The following is a 17,811-nucleotide window of genomic DNA, read 5'->3' as shown; positions in this document are numbered from 1 at the left end:
TTATCCTCTTGATATGGTTTCGTCCAAATTTAAAATGGTATGCGCAGTTAAAGCCAAAGCGGCCAATTGATCAGCCGGAATATCTTCTGAATTTACAGACTCCCCTATCGAAAGATATTCATCGGGAACGATTTCACCTGTTTTAATTCTTTCTAGGGATGCCTGATACAAATCATTCAGAATTGTAAGTTCTTCTTCCTTAGGTTTTCTGGATGTGGCACTTTGAAAAATATAAGTGATCTTATCGTTCAAATTTTGACCTGCAATATCCAAAGTTTTATTGGCCAATGCTCTTGCAGCCTCGATCAACTGAGGGTCGTTCAAGAGCACCAAAGCCTGGAGCGGTGTATTGGTCTCTTGTCGCTGTACGGTGCATAAATCCCTTGATGAGGTATCAAACGTCATCATGCTTGGTGGGGGCACGGTTCTTTTCCAGAAAGTATACAGACTTTTTCGATAGAGATCTTTTCCTGAGCTCTGCACATAGGTTGCCGTGCTGCCTCCACCGCCACCGGTAGTTTCTTCCCAAATGCCTTCAGGTTGGTATGGTTTTACGCTCGGCCCACCTACTTCGGCATTTAAAAGTCCGCTTATTTTTAGAGCTTGGTCCCGAATCATTTCAGCACTTAATCGTAGACGAGGAGCTCGAGCCAAATAGGTGTTCTCTGGGTCTTTTTCGTTCATTTCCTTAGAAATTTCTGTGCTTTGCTGATAGGTGGCCGACAGGGCCATGTATTTCATCATCTGTTTAATATCCCAACCTTCTGTTCGAAATTTTATGGCCAGGAAATCTAATAACTCAGGGTGAGAAGGCAATGCTCCTTGATTTCCAAAATCATATGAACTTTCCACAAGTCCGTTTCCAAACATGCGTTGCCAGATTCGGTTTACAGCTACACGAGCGGTCAAAGGATTTTTTTCATGGAAAAGCCATTTGGAGAGCCCTAACCTGTTCCTTGGCAATTCTTCAGGAAAAGGTAGAATAGCTTCGGGAGTTCCTGGAAAAACTTGTTCGGTGGGCTGATCATAAACACCTCGATTCAACACAAAGGTTTCTCTCGCTTCGGACATGTCCTGCATCACCATTACCTCAACTTTAGGTGCTTGTACCTTGGTCATGTTTACAAAGTCTAAAACACCCTCAACATCTTTCTTTGTAATGGCCATGGACGGTTTTGGGATTGTTTGAGCTCCTCGCATCAACCCATCTTCATCCAGATTATTGAAAAATCCGAACAATTGAAAGTGCTCTTTCTGATTAACAGGATCATATTTATGGTCATGACAGCGAGCACATTCCATAGTCATTCCTAAAAAAGCTGTACCGAAAGTATTGGTACGGTCCTCTACATATTCTATGCGGTATTCTTCAGGAATAACACCTCCTTCAGCAGTAATCTTATGATTTCTATTGAATCCCGTTGCAAGTATGGATTCTTTGGTAGCGTCGGGCAGCATATCTCCAGCCAACTGGTAAGTCACAAATTCATTATATGGCATGTTCTTATCGAAGGCATGAATCACCCAATCCCGCCAAGGCCACATAATTCGCTCAAAATCATCTTGATAACCATGGGTGTCGGCATATCTTGCCACTTCCATCCATTCGGCGGCCATATTTTCCGCATATGCTTTTGTATTCAACAAAGAGTCTAGAATATGTTCATATGCTTTTGGAGAATCATCTTGCAAGAAAGCATTTACTTGCCCCACCGAAGGAGGTAGGCCAGTAATACTAAAAAAAGCACGTCTTATGAGTTGTTCTTTTGCCGCCTTTTTGGATGGAGTAAATTGCTTAAAGGTCAATTTTTCAAGAATAAACTTGTCTATTTCGTTTTCACTCCAATTATCATCCACTGGATTGGGAATTCTGGGCTCTATTGGAGGCACAAATGCCCAATGTTCTTTGTAAACCGCACCTTGGGACACCCATTTTTTCAACAATTCTTTTTCGTATGAAGATAACATCAGGTTGGATTCCGGAGGAGGCATCATCAAGTTGGGGTCTTCTTCAAAAATACGCTTGACCAACTCGCTTTTATCCAAATCTCCCGGAACTATTGCATACCTGTCCTTATTTTCTCCAATCGCGGCATATGCATCTTCCGCCTTGTTCAATGACAATCCAGCCTCAACTGCGTTTTTGTCCGGTCCATGACAAGTAAAGCATCTATCTGATAGAATGGGTTTTATATGTAGTGAAAAGTCAATACTATCTGGAAGCTGACCGGTAGAACCGGTTTCAGACATGGCCACATATTTTTTATTTCCATTCTTACAACCAATTACAGTTGCAGCAAGGAAAACTAGAAAAACAACAAAAATTGTTTGTATTCTCGATTTGGAATTAAGAAACATGGCCGAAGTAAATTAAACTTTATTTTCCTTTAAACTAGCTTGATAACCTTTTACAAGTTAAAAATTTTCGACCAATAACAGGGTTGCAGAGATTAATGAAAGATATTGATAACTATATAGTTATCACAGCAGCTTAAAACAATTCGAATTGTTTTTTCTTTATTCTTAATCATTCAGAATACGGCTTTTCGCCTCGCTCAGATAACTTCGCCCAATAATATACCTTATCCCATCTATCTCAAGACTATTTCCTTCTATGGCCTCGACCTTATTTATTGCAATGGTGTAGGATCTGTGTATTCGAAGAAATTTATCTGATGGGAGTTCCTCTGTAAAACTGCCCAAAGTCTTATGGATAATGTATTTTCCAGAGGTGGTTTTTATACGGACATAATCCTTAAGGCTCTCAACTACAATAATCTCATCAATAAAAATCTTTTGAAGCTTTTTTTTGTCAACCTTTACAAAAATGCTCGGTTTCTCATTTTTGGAAGCTCCTGATTTTGGAGCTCCTTGTTTTAGGTTAATGATACGGTTTATTGCCTTCAAAAACCTAGGAAATGGAATAGGTTTCACAAGGTAATCAATCGCTTCAAGTTCAAAACTTTCAAGTGCATATTCTTCATGGGCAGTTGTTATTACCACCATTGGAACAATCTGTAACGATTTTAAAAATTCCATTCCATCCAGAATCGGCATATTGATATCCAAAAAAATGATATCCACTTCATTTTCCTGTAAAAAGGATGATGCGTCAATGGCATTTGAACAAGTTTGAACAAGTTGAAGCTGTTTTACTTGTTCCACATAATTTTTCAACACATTGATTGCCAACGGCTCGTCATCCACTATTATTACACGTAACTCCATCACACTTTAAGTTTTAAATCTACATGAAACATGTTATCTTTTTCAAATATCGAAAGCTCATAATCTTCGGGATCATATCCCAATTCCAATCTTTTTTTCACGTTCGATAGACCTATACCACCACTTCTAGTCTCAAGCTTACTAGCAGTATCTTTTTTAGGAATAGTGTTGGATACTTTAAAGTGCAAAAGGTCTTCCGTAACGTCCACATCTATGGAAATGTACATACTCCCAATGTTCTTGCTAGCACCATGTTTAAAGCAGTTTTCAATCAACGGCACCAACAACATGGGGGCAATCACCTTGTTTTCCATATCACCAGAAATCCCAACATCAATCTGAAGGGCATCATTGAACCGGATACGCTCAAGATCTATATAATTTTGAATACAGTCTATCTCGCTTTTAAGGTCTTGTTTCCTTTTTCTGGTCGCATAGAGTAAATACCGCATCATTCCAGAAAGTTTTAAAATCACCTCTGGAGCTTTATTGGATTTTTCAAGCGTGAGCGAATATATATTATTAAGCGTGTTGAAAAAGAAATGAGGCGACACTTGAGATCTAAGAAACTTCAATTCGGTCATTAACTGTCTTTTTTCCAAATCATGGAGCTTACTGTTTTCTCGTAACCAATCTACAGTTACCTTGATTGCTGTTGCAAAGGCTACAACATACAACTCCCCAATCATTGTCGTCATGGCATAATTGAAGGTAATACTATCCGTAATTCCCGAGCCTTCTGGCATAACATTAGTGCTCACCAAATAATAGGTAAGATTAAACTTTACCAACAGCATAACAAACAAACTGGCTATCATAAGAAGGGCATACATAATATATCTTCTTGTATACACATACTTGGGCATAAGAAAATAGATATTGAAATAGGCAAGCGTTATATGAATTGGAAAACCGATAAGGTTTGTTTTCAAAGAAAGTGCAAAGTCATTGTGCACACTCCCCCACCGAATTGTATTGATAGCAAAGTAAATGAGCCAAAAGATGATATGGTGCACATATGTAATCCGATATCGCCTTGGGGTTTCGCCATTTAAAAACCCATCCAACTTATCATTAATATACATGGATTTCTTCTTGTTTTTCTTGTACGGTTTTTCCGTTGTTCAGCTTTTCCGAAAGGTTATTGGTCTAATTTAATTCTTATGGAGGATAAAATTATAAATATTTAAAATTGCAATTGCACAACCTATAATAACCAAAGAACCAATTCCTATTTATTGCTTAAGCAATAACTAAACCAAATGCTTTTTGCGGAAAAGTATAAAAAATATTAATACTGAAAGGTAATGGACAAGTTCTTTTGCTTCCTTATGCTATCAGTACTGCTGCTTGCAGGCATCTCTTGCAAGCAAGAAAAATCTATTGATTCACCTCAAAACCTCACCTCCTTTGTTGACCCCTTCATTGGAACAGGTGGCCACGGGCATACCTTTCCAGGTGCCACGGCTCCATTTGGAATGGTACAACCCAGTCCCGATAATGGGACGGGTGGATGGGATTGGTGCTCTGGCTATCATATAACAGATTCGATAATCTCAGGTTTTAGTCAACTCCATTTAAGTGGAACGGGAATAGGAGATTTAGCCGATATTCTGCTTATGCCGACCACCCAAATTATGAATCAAACTCTTTTTGGAAAACCAAAGGACAGTCTTCCCTACACCTCTCGTTTTTCGCATGTCAATGAAGTTGCCTCCCCAGGGTATTATGGAGTAGATTTAGACGATTCCAATATCAAGGTTGAGCTTACCGCAAATTCTTATGTTGCTTATCACAAGTACTCCTATCCAGCCGAAGGCTCACCGTCATTTATTTTGGACTTAGGTTATGCGGTTAATTGGGACAGGCCACTTGAAAGTGCGATTAACCTAGAAAATGAAACAACGTTGACCGGCTATAGATTTAGCACCGGGTGGGCCAAAAACCAAAAAGTTTTCTTTGCCATTTCGTCTTCCGAACCTATTAAAAAGTCTATTCTCAGTTCTGACAATGAAGTTGTGGAAAATGTCCAAGAAGTAGCAGGCATTAAAACAGGCGGACAGTTCTTTTTTGAGGAGAGTCCTTCAAAAATTGTCGAACTTAAAATAGCCGTATCTTCGGTAAGTGTTGACAATGCCAAGGAAAACCTTAAATTACAAGGAGATTCCAATTCTTTTAACCAAACAAAGGAAACCACAGGTAAACAATGGGAAAACCTACTTTCCAAAATCAAGGTTGAGACTCCGGTAGATTCCTTAAAAACCATTTTTTATACCGCCCTGTATCACACCCAAATAGCTCCAGTGCTTTTTAGCGATGTCGAGGGCGAATTTCGATTGCAAAACGACAGTATTGCCAAGGCAGATGGTTGGCAAGCATACTCTACTCTATCTTTATGGGATACTTTTAGAGCAGAAAATCCATTACTGAACATACTGCAGCGAGATAGAGTTAGCGGAATTATAAATTCTATGTTGACCTATTATGAAGAACAAGGCCGACTTCCGGTATGGACACTTTATGCCAATGAGACCAATACCATGACTGGAAATCACGGGGTTTCTATGATTGCTGAAGCTTTTTTGAAAGGAATTCGAGACTACGATGTAGATAAAGCTTACGAAGCTGTTCGCAACACCATGATGGGCGATATCCGCGGATTGAAACCTTACAAAGAATACGGATTCATTCCATATACAGAACAAGACGAATCCGTTACAATCAGTCTTGAATTTGCTTATAACGACTGGTGCGTTGCCCAAATGGCCAAAGCTTTGGGTAAGGAAGATGACTACGCTTATTTCTTGAATCGCTCTAAGGCATTCAAACATATTTTTGATTCTGAAACTGGATTTATGAGGGGTCGTTCCGCAGACAAGAAGAGTTGGAATGAACCTTTTGACCCAAAACATTCCAATCATAGAGAACACACCGATTATACAGAAGGAAATGCCTGGCAGCATAGCTGGTTTGTATTACACGATATTCCTGAGTTTATTGCATTACACGGAGGAGAAGAGCCCTTTACAAAAAAGTTAGAAGAGTTGTTCACAGAAACCTCCGAAATTTCTGGTGATAACATTTCCGCAGATATTTCAGGGTTGGTAGGTCAATATGCTCACGGCAACGAACCGAGTCACCATATCGCATACCTCTTTAACAAGGCGGGAAAACCGTGGAAGACACAATATTGGGTCAGGGAAATTTTGAATTCCCAATACAGCGCACAACCTGATGGGTTGAGTGGTAATGAGGATTGCGGGCAAATGTCCGCTTGGTATGTTTTCAGCTCCTTGGGCTTTTATCCCATGAACCCTGCTTCTGGTCAATATGAGTTGGGAAGCCCACTTTTTGAAAAAGCGACAATCAAAATATCAGAAGCAAATGATTTTATCATATCAGCAAAAAACACCTCATCAATCAACAAGTACGTTCAATCAGTAAAGTTAAATGGAAAATCATTACAGCGAACCTATATCACCCATGACGAAATCATGGCTGGGGGGTTGTTGGAATTTGAAATGGGTTCAGACCCAAATAAAAATTGGGGCATATAGTTAAAGCCCGTACGAACATATGGATGTAATAGACATTTCAATCATAGCACTCTATGTATTGCTTACGCTTTTTATCGGAATTTGGGTTTCCAAAAAAGCGTCCAAAGGCCTTGAATCTTATTTTTTAGGTGGGAACAACATTAAATGGTATTACCTCGGGCTCAGCAATGGGTCGGGTATGTTTGATATTTCAGGTACTGCATGGATGGTGGGCATTCTGTTTCTTTATGGAGTAAAAAGCTTTATGTTCATGTGGTTATGGCCTGTCTGGAATCAAATTTTCGTAATGATGTTCTTGGCCGTTTGGATTCGTCGCTCCAACATTATGACAGGCTCTGAATGGATTCTTACCCGTTTTGGAGATGGAAGAGCAGGAAGAGCATCACACATTATAGTAGCCATATTTGCAATAGTTTCTGTAGTTGGTTTCATTGCCTATTTTTTCGAAGGGATTGGTAAATTTTTAACCATAATATTGCCTTGGAACATTCCCTTAGAGTTTGGAGATGTCCTGTTGCTCACTTCAGAGCAATCGTACGCGCTGATTATCATTTTCTTGACCACTCTGTACACTATTAAAGGTGGAATGTTTTCCGTGGTTGCCACAGAAGTGCTACAGTATGTCATCATGGTTATAGCGGGAATCCTTGTAGCAGGTTATACATTTTTCGCCATTAGTGATGTTGAAATAAACGCAATAATATCCGAAGAATGGCGTAACGTTTTTTTTGGAAATGAACTGGGCGGAATTTGGAGCGATAAATTCCAAGCTTTCAACGATCTGATAGATTCTGAAGGTTATAAGATGTTTGGAGCTTTTATCGGGATGACCCTTTTTAAAGGTTTCTTCGCGAGTATTGCTGGTCCGGTCCCGAGTTATGATTTCCAAAGGATTCTTTCCACAAGAACCGTGAAAGAGGCCGCCTATATGAGTGGATTTACCAACTTGGTACTTTATATTCCCCGATATTTGTTGATTGCAGGTATAGTGGTAATTGCCCTAGTTGTTCTTGGGCCAAGTATGAGCACCAATCCGGAACTTGCCGGTGGAGATTTAGAAGTCATCCTTCCAAAAGTTATTAACTTTCACGTCCCAGTTGGGATAAAAGGTTTGCTACTCGCTGGCCTTTTGGCAGCATTTATGTCAACCTTTTCCGCCTTTGTGAATTCTGGCCCTGCTTATATTGTAAATGACATCTATAAAAAATACTTTAAGCCTAATGCTTCCAACAAGCACTACATAAAAGCAAGCCACATAGCTTCCTTCTTTGTTGTGGGCCTAGGGGTTTTTATGGGCTTCTTTGCAGAATCCATCAACTCCCTTACACTCTGGATCACCAGTGCACTTTATGGCGGCTATGTGGCAGCCAATTTCCTAAAATGGGTGTGGTGGCGATTTAATGGCTGGGGGTATTTCTGGGGCATGGTCGCCGGACTACTTATTGCCACCCTTCAATTCATATTGGACCAGAACAAGGCGAATATTATGGAAGGTGATTTCCTATTTGATGTTGCCAATATGCATGCCATTTATTTGTTCCCTATCATCTTTGGTTTTTCGTTATTGGGCTCGTATTTAGGCACCTATTTCACCCAACCAACGGAAATGCCCGTGTTAAAGTCTTTTTATAAAGAGGTAAAACCATGGGGCTGGTGGAAACCTGTACATACCGAACTGACCAACGAGGATCCCACCTTCAAAAAGAACAGTGATTTTTGGATGGATATGATGAATTGTGTCATCGGTATCATCTGGCAGTCCAGTATGATCTTATTGCCTATCTATCTAGTGATTCGGGATTACCCGAAAACCTTGGTGGCATGTATTGTATTTATAATAACTTCCATAATTTTAAAGTATACTTGGTTAAACAAGGTGCAAAAAATACCAAATTAAGTTCCCTAATCGCGGTTTAACAAAATGAACGATCAAATCACAACAAAGACAATTGCCATTCCTTGGCAGGAGAAACCTGCTGAAACCACTGACGTTATCTGGAGATACTCCAATAACCCCATTATTAAAAGAGATGCCATTCCCACATCCAACAGTGTTTTCAATAGTGCTGTTGTTCCTTTTGAAGATGGGTATGCCGGGGTGTTCCGGTGCGACAACAAGGCTGTACAAATGGACATCTTTGCGGGATTCAGTAAAGACGGAATCAACTGGGATATTAATCATCAGCCTATTGAGTTTGAGGCAGGCAACACCCAAATGATCGATTCAGATTATAAATATGACCCCAGAGTTACTTTTATAGAAGATCGATATTGGATAACTTGGTGCAATGGATACCATGGCCCGACTATCGGAATTGGATACACTTTTGACTTCAAGGAATTCTTTCAATGTGAAAATGCTTTTTTACCCTTTAACCGAAATGGAGTATTGTTTCCGGAGAAAATCAATGGCAAATACGCTATGCTGAGTAGGCCAAGTGATAATGGCCATACTCCTTTTGGTGATATCTATATAAGTTATAGCCCCGACATAAAATATTGGGGAGAACATCGCTGTGTTATGAAAGCTTCTCCTTTTGAAGACAGTGCTTGGCAGTGCACCAAGATCGGCGCTGGGTCTGTACCCATTTTAACGGACGAAGGCTGGCTCATGATCTATCATGGTGTGATCAATACCTGTAATGGATTTAGATACTCCATGGGTGCTGCCATTTTGGACAAGGAGAATCCTGATAAAGTAAAGTTTAGAACACAACCCTATTTACTTTCTCCACAGACAACATACGAATGTATGGGTGATGTTCCCAATGTGGTATTCCCATGCGCCACATTGCACTCGATTGATGAAGATAAGATAGCTATCTATTATGGCGCTGCAGATACCGTGGTTGGATTGGCTTTCGGGCATATCTCTGAAATCGTGAAGTTCACCAAAGAAAATAGTTTGTAAAATGTAGAAAATGGAAATAGGAAAACATAAAAAACTCATCAGCTTCATTCTTTTCGTATTGTATGTTGGGTGTATCATAGCTTTCTCCCAAAAAGTACCGAGAAGCTATGTAGCCTACAAAACCGTAGACTCGATTCTTGTGGACGGAAAAGCTGACGAGTCTTCTTGGGCTAATGCACCTTGGTCAGATTTGTTTATTGACATAGAAGGAGTCAAAAAGCCCACTTATGATACTCGGATGAAAATGCTTTGGGATGAAAACAATGTCTACTTCTATGCACAAATGGAAGAACCACATGTTTGGGGCGATATTACCAAACACGATGCGGTAATTTTCCACAACAATGATTTCGAGATTTTTCTTGACCCTGAAGGAGATGTTCATGGCTATTACGAATTGGAGTGGAATGTTTTGAATACGGTTTGGGATCAATACATAACTGCCCCGTACCGTGCTGGCAATGAAACCATAAATGGATGGGAAGCTTTGGGAATGCAATCTGCAGTTTCCATTCAAGGTACACTCAACGATCCAACGGATATTGATAAAGGATGGTCAATTGAAATAGCAATTCCTTTTACCGATTTAAGAACTGGATACTATCAAAACAACGTCCCTAAAAACCGTTTTTGGAGAGTTGGCTTCTCTAGGGTCAATTGGGACCATGACATTTCTGAAGGAAAGTACTCAAGAAAAAAAGATCCAAGCACTGATAAGCTTTTGCATGAATACAATTGGGTTTGGTCTCCTCAGTATGTAATCAATATGCACGAACCCGAGCATTGGGGCTATGTATATTTTTCAGAAAATGAAGTGGATGGCAACCCATTTAATTTTGAAATTCCAAAGGATGAATATCTCAAATGGCATCTCTATAAGCTCTATAGAGATTTAATTCAAGGGAAAAATATGGGCGCCAATTGGAAAAAGGACTCCAATGGAAATTTCCAAGGAATTGAAAAAGAATTTTTTGGAAAATCTATTACCCCTACCCTTGAAAAATACACTAAAGGATTTGTCATCTGGACAAAAAGTCCATTTACCAATAAAATTCTCACTGTTGACAAAGAAGGTAAATTTGAAAGTCATGAGAAGTAGCCATCTTAACTCTAATTTAGAGCAGACCACTGTGAGTTAATTGATATGAATAAATAGCAGGAAGATTAAAATGAAGTTGGGCTTCGTCTATACCGGATTATTGCTTTTGACTTTTGGCTGTGTTCAACAACCTAAGCAACCCAACACGGCCGCAAAGCTAACTGATTTTGTAAATCCATTTATTGGCACCGATGGTCCTGGAAATACTTATCCCGGAGCTACCGCCCCTTTTGGGATGGTGCAATTGAGTCCCGATATTGGTATCCCTGGCTGGGATCGTATTGCAGGATATTATTATCAAGATTCCATTATCTCTGGCTTTTCCCATACCCATTTAACTGGTACCGGGGCAGGAGATTTATATGATATTTTGGTGATGCCGACTAACAGTCGATTTTCAGATAGCATTCCAGAAAACAACTACAAACCCTATTCAAGATTTGATCATCAAAATGAAGGTGCCTCTCCAGGATACTACTGGGTGGATTTATTGGATTATGGCATCAAAGCTGAAATGACTGCCACCAAACGGACTGGCGTTCACAGGTATACTTTTCCAAAGGACAAAAACACCCAAATCCATGTGGATTTAGGATATTCGCTCAATTGGGATAAACCAACAGATACTTTCATCAAAGTGGTCAATGATTCCATCCTACAAGGGCATCGGATGTCCACGGGATGGGCCCGAAATCAGCGTTTGTTTTTTGAAATGCAGTTTTCCAAACCCTTCAAATCCTACGATATAATTGAAAATGAGGAAGGTGCATCGTCAAAAATAATCTTGGATTACAGTACCGAAGAAGGAGAACAGATTCAAATCAAAACAGGTTTGTCTTCGGTAAGTTCGGAAGCTGCTGGAAAAGCCATTGGTATTGAAACCCAAGGGGATTTCGAAACCATCAAAGAAAGGACTCAAGACGTTTGGGAAAGAGAATTAGGGAAAATCAAAATTGAATCCCAGAATCTGGACAAAAAAACCATTTTTTATACCATGCTCTACCATTCCATGCTTGCTCCGACCTTGTACAGCGATAGCAATGGAGAGTACAAAGCGGCTAATGATGCCAATGGGAAGCTTAAAGAGGGAACAGATTCCATTGCCAAAGCAAATGGCTATAATCGTTATGATACCTTTTCGCTCTGGGACACTTTTAGAGCGGCCCATCCACTTTACACCATAATCCAACCTGAAAAAGTGCCGGACATGGTTAAATCACTATTGGCACATTATAATGAAACTGGAGTGTTACCTGTATGGTCTATGCAAGGTAGTGAGACTAATATGATGATTGGGTACCATGCCGTTCCGGTAATTGTGGATGCTTATTTCAAAGGGTTTGACTTTGATGCCGAATTAGCATATAAGGCTTGCAAGCAGAGTGCCATGGTTGATGAGCGTCAAATTGACATTTACAAGGAAAAAGGGTATATCCCTGTGGATGAAGGACATGAAAACTGGTCAGTTTCCAAAACCATGGAATATGCCTACGATGATTGGTGCATTGCCATGTTTGCCAAGGATTTAGGTAAAATGCTAGATTATAAGTATTTCCTTAAGCGTTCAGAAAATTGGAAAAATCTATACAATTCCAAAAGGTCTTGGCTACAGCCCAAAAATCCTGATGGTGATTTTATTGAACCCTTTATTCCAAAGGAATACACTCCATACTTTTGCGAAAGCAATGCCTGGCATTACTATTGGTTTGTTCCCCAAGACATAGAAGGGCTCATCTCTCACACTGGAGGGGAAGAACGTTTTGTACAAAAACTGGACTCCATGTTCAGTTATGCCCCAAGTCCTGAGGACAAACTACCGCTGTTCAGCACAGGAATGATTGGACAATATGCCCATGGAAACGAACCTAGCCATCACGTCGCTTATCTGTATAATTATGTGGGCCAGCCTTCTAAAGCACAAAAATTGGTCAATAATATTCTTGAAAATCAGTATAAAAACGACCCCAACGGACATTGCGGTAATGAAGATTGCGGGCAAATGTCTTCGTGGTACATTTTGAGTTCCCTCGGATTTTATCCAGTAAATCCTGCCCAAGGTGTTTATGACTTAGGACTTCCATTGTTTAAAAATGCAGAAATCCAGATGGAAAATGATAAAATCTTCACCATAAAAAAGGACGGTAACAGCGACGGCACATTTGTTGAGGCAGTTTTTCTAAACGGAGAAAAATTGGATAGAAGTTTCATTACCCATAAAGAAATTACCTCAGGCGGAGAATTGGTTTTCACGATGACTTCCGACCCTCAACTAGCCGACAAAAACCAGACTAGAACCCCTGACACAAACAAAATATACTAACAACTTGAACACCATGAAAACATATCATTTGAAATTGCATTCTTTGATTTTGACGACTACTATGATTTTGTTTTCATGCCAAAAAGAACAAGATAAGTCTATTGCAATGGACCAAGGTTCAGAAGAAAGTTCCTTGCTCGAGTATGTAAACCCACTAATGGGTACCGACTCTGATTTTAGCTTGTCAAACGGAAACACTTATCCGGCTATCGCCACTCCGTGGGGGATGAATTTTTGGACACCCATGACTTCAAAAATGGGAGATGGTTGGACTTATAAATACGATGAGAAAACCATCCGTGGAATCAAGCAAACCCATCAACCTAGTCCGTGGATCAATGATTATGCAGCATTTTCATTAATGGCCGTAACCGGAGATTTAAAATATAAGGAAGATGAGCGTGCTTCACACTTTTCCCATAAGGCAGAAACCGTAAAACCTGATTACTATGGTGTTTATTTGGCGGATTATGATGTCTTGGCTGAAGTGACTCCGACAGAACGAGCTGCCCACTTCCGATTCACCTTTCCAGAAACCGATGAGGCTTACATCATGCTTGATGCCTTTTTCAAAGGTTCTATGGTCAAGGTTCTGCCAGAAGAGCGCAAAATAATCGGGTATTGCAGAAATAACAGTGGAGGTGTGCCAGAAAACTTCCACAATTATTTTGTGGCCGAGTTCGATAAGGACTTTGAGTTGACTCACACTTGGAGCGATGATTGGGAACTGCAAAAAGACTCTAAAGAAAATAAAGGAGAACACGTTGGGGCCATCATTGGTTTCAAAACAAAAAGAGGAGAAAAAGTGCACGTAAAAGTAGCATCCTCATTTATCAGCCCCGAACAAGCGCAGCTGAATTTAAATCGCGAAATCGGCAGCCAAAGTTTTGAAGAAACAAGCGCCAAAGCAACCGGAGCTTGGGAAAAAGAATTGGGTAGAATACAGGTTAGCTCCAAAAACATAGACCATCTTCGTACTTTTTATTCCTGCCTATATCGAGTGCTGTTGTTCCCTCGAAAGTTTTACGAATTTGATGCGGATAACCAAATTGTTCATTATAGCCCGTACAACGGACAGGTCTTGCCAGGCTATATGTTTACGGACAATGGTTTTTGGGACACTTTCCGTGCGGTGTTCCCATTTTTCAATATGACGTATCCTGAATTGAACGGACACATCATGGAAGGATTGGTCAACACCTATAAAGAATCCGGTTGGCTACCTGAATGGGCCAGTCCAGGGCATCGCGATTGTATGATCGGTTCCAATTCTGCCCCGATCATTGCGGATGCCCATTTAATGGGTGTGGAAGGTTTTGATAAAGAAACACTTTTGGAGGCAATGCTCAAAAATGCAACTGTTCCAGATGGACGACCTGTGAACAGTGTGGGCAGAGCTGGGTTGGATTACTATAATGAGTTGGGATACGTTCCTTATGACGTGGATATCCATGAAAATGCTGCCAGGACTTTGGAATATGCTTATGCCGATTTTACCATTGCGCAAATGGCAAAATCTTTAGGTGATGATGAATTAGCTGAAACTTATTATAAAAAATCACTCAACTATAAAAAACTGTTTGACCCAACCACAAAGTTGATGCGCGGCAAGAACAAGGATGGTGAGTTTCAATCGCCCTTTAATCCATTAAAGTGGGGAGATGCCTTTACTGAAGGCAACAGTTTACACTATACCTGGTCTGTTTTTCATGACGTACAAGGGCTTATCGATTTAATGGGAGGAGATAAAGAGTTTGTAAGTATGTTGGACGGCGTGTTTAATATGCCACCAGATTTTGATGATTCCTATTATGGTTTTACCATTCACGAAATCCGTGAAATGCAGATAATGAACATGGGAAATTATGCCCACGGCAACCAACCTATCCAACACATGATTTATCTGTACAATTACGCCAAAGAACCCTGGAAAGCACAAAGCAAGGTAAGAGAAGTTTTAACCAAACTCTACACTCCGGCTCCTGATGGGTATTGCGGAGACGAGGATAATGGGCAAACCTCTGCATGGTATGTTTTCAGTTCATTGGGATTCTATCCGGTTGCTCCCGCCACAAACCAATACGTCATAGGAAGTCCGCTGTTCGACAAAGCAGTGTTGCATCTTGAAAATGGGAACACCTTCATCATAACTGCAGATGGAAATGGAAAGAAAAATCCGTTTATCCAGAATGCCAGTTTAAACGGCAAATCGTTCAACAATACCTGGATTTCTACCAAAACCGTTCAAGATGGTGGTAATCTGGAATTTACAATGGGCTCAGAACCAAATAAAAAATGGGGTGTCTCGGAAGCGTCAGCCCCTTATTCACTTTCTAATCAATAATTTGCATGAAAAAAATACTGATTTCGTCTCTTGTCACCCTACTTTTGATTTTAACGGGATGTGAGCAAAAAAGCACCAAGGCGTTTACCGAAGCCGACATTGCCATCATTCCCAAACCCAAAGAGGCACAACTAAATCCAGGAGGTTTTCTTTTTACCAAAAACACCAAACTTGTGGTAACAGATGACTCCCAGAAAGAAGTTTTTCAATCGTTACAAAATGGTTTCAAAACGGTAGCAGGTTGGGATTTAGAATTAACCACAACGGTTCCTTCAAGTAACTATGTCATTTTAATTGCCGATGATTCCTTAGCGGAGGAAGATTACGTCTTAGAAATAAACAGTGAACACATCAATATCAACGCCAAAGACAATGCAGGTTTTTTATATGGTCTTCAAAGTGTACAGCAATTACTACCACCTGCCTTTGAAAGTCAAGCAAACGTAGAGGGTGTAATTTGGGAGGTCCCCAATGTTTCCGTTACAGATGGACCCAGATTCAAATGGAGAGGACTCATGTTGGATTTATCAAGACATTTTTTTGATAAGGAGTATGTCAAGAGTACCATAGATCAATTGGCCAAGCACAAAATGAATGTTTTGCATTTGCATTTGATAGATGATCAAGGTTGGCGTATCGAAATTAAAAAATACCCAAAACTAACCGAGGTCAGTGCATGGCGAGTGGACCAAGAAGATTTGCATTGGAATAGCCGATCACCCGTAAAAGCAGGTGAAAAAGGAACCTACGGTGGTTTTCTTACCCAAGAGGAATTGAAAGAAATCGTAACCTATGCCGCCGCTAAAAATGTTGAAGTCATTCCTGAAATAGAAATGCCAGCCCACGTTACCAGTGCCATTGCTGCCTATCCCCACTTAATGTGTTTTGAAAATCCAGAACCTGTAGGTGTTCCCTCAGGTGGGGTTTGGCCTATTACGGACATTTATTGTCCTGGAAAAGAATCAACCTTTGAGTTCTTGGAAGATGTGCTATTGGAAGTGATGGAAATTTTCCCATCAAAATACATTCATATTGGTGGAGACGAAGCCACAAAGACTAACTGGGAAACTTGTCCTTTTTGCCAAAAACGCATAAAAGATGAGGGGCTTGCGAATGTGGAGGAATTGCAAAGCTATTTTATAAAGCGCATTGAAAAGTTCATCAACTCCCATGGTAAAAAATTGGTGGGATGGGATGAAATACTCGAAGGAGGTCTGGCTCCGGATGCCACTGTTATGAGTTGGCGAGGTGTAAAAGGTGGTCTTGAGGCAGCTGAACAAGGACACGATGTGGTCATGACCCCAGGCAGTCACTGTTATTTTGATCACTATCAAGGCCCGCAAAATGAGGAGCCTTTGGCTATTGGTGGATATTCTCCATTGAGCAAGGTATATCAGTTCGACCCGGTTGTGGAGACCATGAACGAGGAGGAAGCTTCCCATGTTTTAGGAGGACAAGCCAATCTCTGGGCTGAGTATATCCCAACACCAGAACATTCTCAATACATGATTTATCCAAGATTGGCGGCGTTGGCCGAGGCTGTTTGGAGTCCAAAAGAGTTAAGGGATTGGGACGACTTTTCGAATAGAATGAAAGCTCAATTCGACCGATATGAAAATCAAGGGGTAAACTATGCCAAAAGCGCCTTTTTGGTAACTGCCAAAACAGAAGCGGACCTAGATAAAAAGACTATCACTTTGACCTTACAAAATGAATTTCCAAATGCGAACATTCGATATGCTCTCGGAGATAATCCACTAAACGAAAGCTCATCCATATACACTGCCCCAATAGAGCTTAATGAAACTACCACTTTAAAGGCGGCTTTGTATAAAGATGGTAAATTGTCCGACAGAGTATTCAAAGACACCATCATTTTTCATAAAGGGGTGGCCCAAAAGGTGAATTTTGCCAAAACCTATAGCGAAAACTATCAAGGAGTAGGACCAGCAACCTTGGTAAATGCCGTTAGGGGAACCAAGAATTTTCATGATGGACAATGGTTGGCGTGGCTAAATGACGATATGAATGCAACCCTTGACCTTGAAGAAGAAAAAACAGTCAGCAAGGTAACATTGGGTACAATGGAAAATCAAGGGCCCGGAATATATTTCCCAACGGAGGTAGAAGTTTTTGTTTCTCAAGACGGTTCTTCCTTTGAGAAGGTCGGAGAGATTAAAAGGCCATTTGCCAAAAATGGAAATCCAATATTGAAAAACTTTGAAATAGACTTTGTAGAACGCAAAGCCAGATATATAAAAGTTAAGGCCAAGAATTTAAAAAAGGCTCTCAACGGTGGAGGCACTTGGCTTTTCGTTGACGAAATTTTAGTTCAATAATCCCAATAAACTA

Annotated in this window: 10 protein-coding genes; 7 read left to right on the top strand and 3 right to left on the bottom strand. The window is 40.3% G+C overall.

All coding sequences use genetic code 11. The annotated features are described in order from the left end of the window. From E4661_RS10370 to E4661_RS10360, 3 genes are all read right to left on the bottom strand, one after another. Positions 1-2,250 carry a PSD1 and planctomycete cytochrome C domain-containing protein gene (locus tag E4661_RS10370; RefSeq protein WP_240751453.1) on the bottom strand — a complete coding sequence of 750 codons (2,250 nt, stop codon included), beginning with the start codon at positions 2,248-2,250 and terminating at the stop codon, positions 1-3. 273 nt (positions 2,251-2,523) lie between these two features. Further along, complete coding sequence (locus E4661_RS10365) at positions 2,524-3,228, bottom strand: LytR/AlgR family response regulator transcription factor (RefSeq protein ID WP_136467020.1); 705 nt, start codon at positions 3,226-3,228, stop codon at positions 2,524-2,526. Further along, a complete protein-coding gene (locus E4661_RS10360) occupies positions 3,228-4,313 on the bottom strand; it encodes a sensor histidine kinase (RefSeq protein WP_136467018.1) in 1,086 nt (361 codons plus the stop codon). The genes E4661_RS10365 and E4661_RS10360 overlap by 1 nt, the downstream gene beginning before the upstream one ends. A gap of 222 nt (positions 4,314-4,535) precedes the next feature. On the opposite strand from E4661_RS10360, the gene E4661_RS10355 reads away from it, so the two are divergent. The 7 genes from E4661_RS10355 to E4661_RS10325 all read left to right on the top strand — a co-directional run bounded on the left by E4661_RS10355 (position 4,536) and on the right by E4661_RS10325 (position 17,798). Then, positions 4,536-6,785, top strand: a complete 2,250-nt coding sequence (locus tag E4661_RS10355) for a GH92 family glycosyl hydrolase (RefSeq protein ID WP_136467016.1) — start codon at positions 4,536-4,538, stop codon at positions 6,783-6,785. A 19-nt stretch (positions 6,786-6,804) separates the two neighbouring features. After that, positions 6,805-8,682: a sodium:solute symporter family protein gene (locus tag E4661_RS10350; protein ID WP_136467014.1), complete on the top strand. Its 1,878-nt coding sequence runs from the start codon at positions 6,805-6,807 to the stop codon at positions 8,680-8,682. A gap of 24 nt (positions 8,683-8,706) precedes the next feature. Next, complete coding sequence (locus E4661_RS10345) at positions 8,707-9,696, top strand: glycoside hydrolase family 130 protein (protein ID WP_136467012.1); 990 nt, start codon at positions 8,707-8,709, stop codon at positions 9,694-9,696. A 10-nt stretch (positions 9,697-9,706) separates the two neighbouring features. After that, a complete protein-coding gene (locus tag E4661_RS10340) occupies positions 9,707-10,795 on the top strand; it encodes a carbohydrate-binding family 9-like protein (protein WP_136467010.1) in 1,089 nt (362 codons plus the stop codon). A 70-nt stretch (positions 10,796-10,865) separates the two neighbouring features. Continuing rightward, positions 10,866-13,115, top strand: a complete 2,250-nt coding sequence (locus E4661_RS10335; protein ID WP_136467008.1) for a GH92 family glycosyl hydrolase — start codon at positions 10,866-10,868, stop codon at positions 13,113-13,115. Positions 13,116-13,128: 13 nt separating this feature from the next. Beyond that, positions 13,129-15,459, top strand: coding sequence for a GH92 family glycosyl hydrolase (locus E4661_RS10330; RefSeq protein WP_136467006.1), 2,331 nt, complete (start codon positions 13,129-13,131; stop codon positions 15,457-15,459). Positions 15,460-15,464: 5 nt separating this feature from the next. After that, complete coding sequence (locus E4661_RS10325) at positions 15,465-17,798, top strand: beta-N-acetylhexosaminidase (RefSeq protein ID WP_136467004.1); 2,334 nt, start codon at positions 15,465-15,467, stop codon at positions 17,796-17,798. Positions 17,799-17,811: the final 13 nt, after the last annotated feature.

Source organism: Flagellimonas onchidii (assembly GCF_004804315.1).
GTDB lineage: Bacteria > Bacteroidota > Bacteroidia > Flavobacteriales > Flavobacteriaceae > Flagellimonas > Flagellimonas onchidii.
This window is presented reverse-complemented; position numbering and strand designations above follow the sequence as displayed.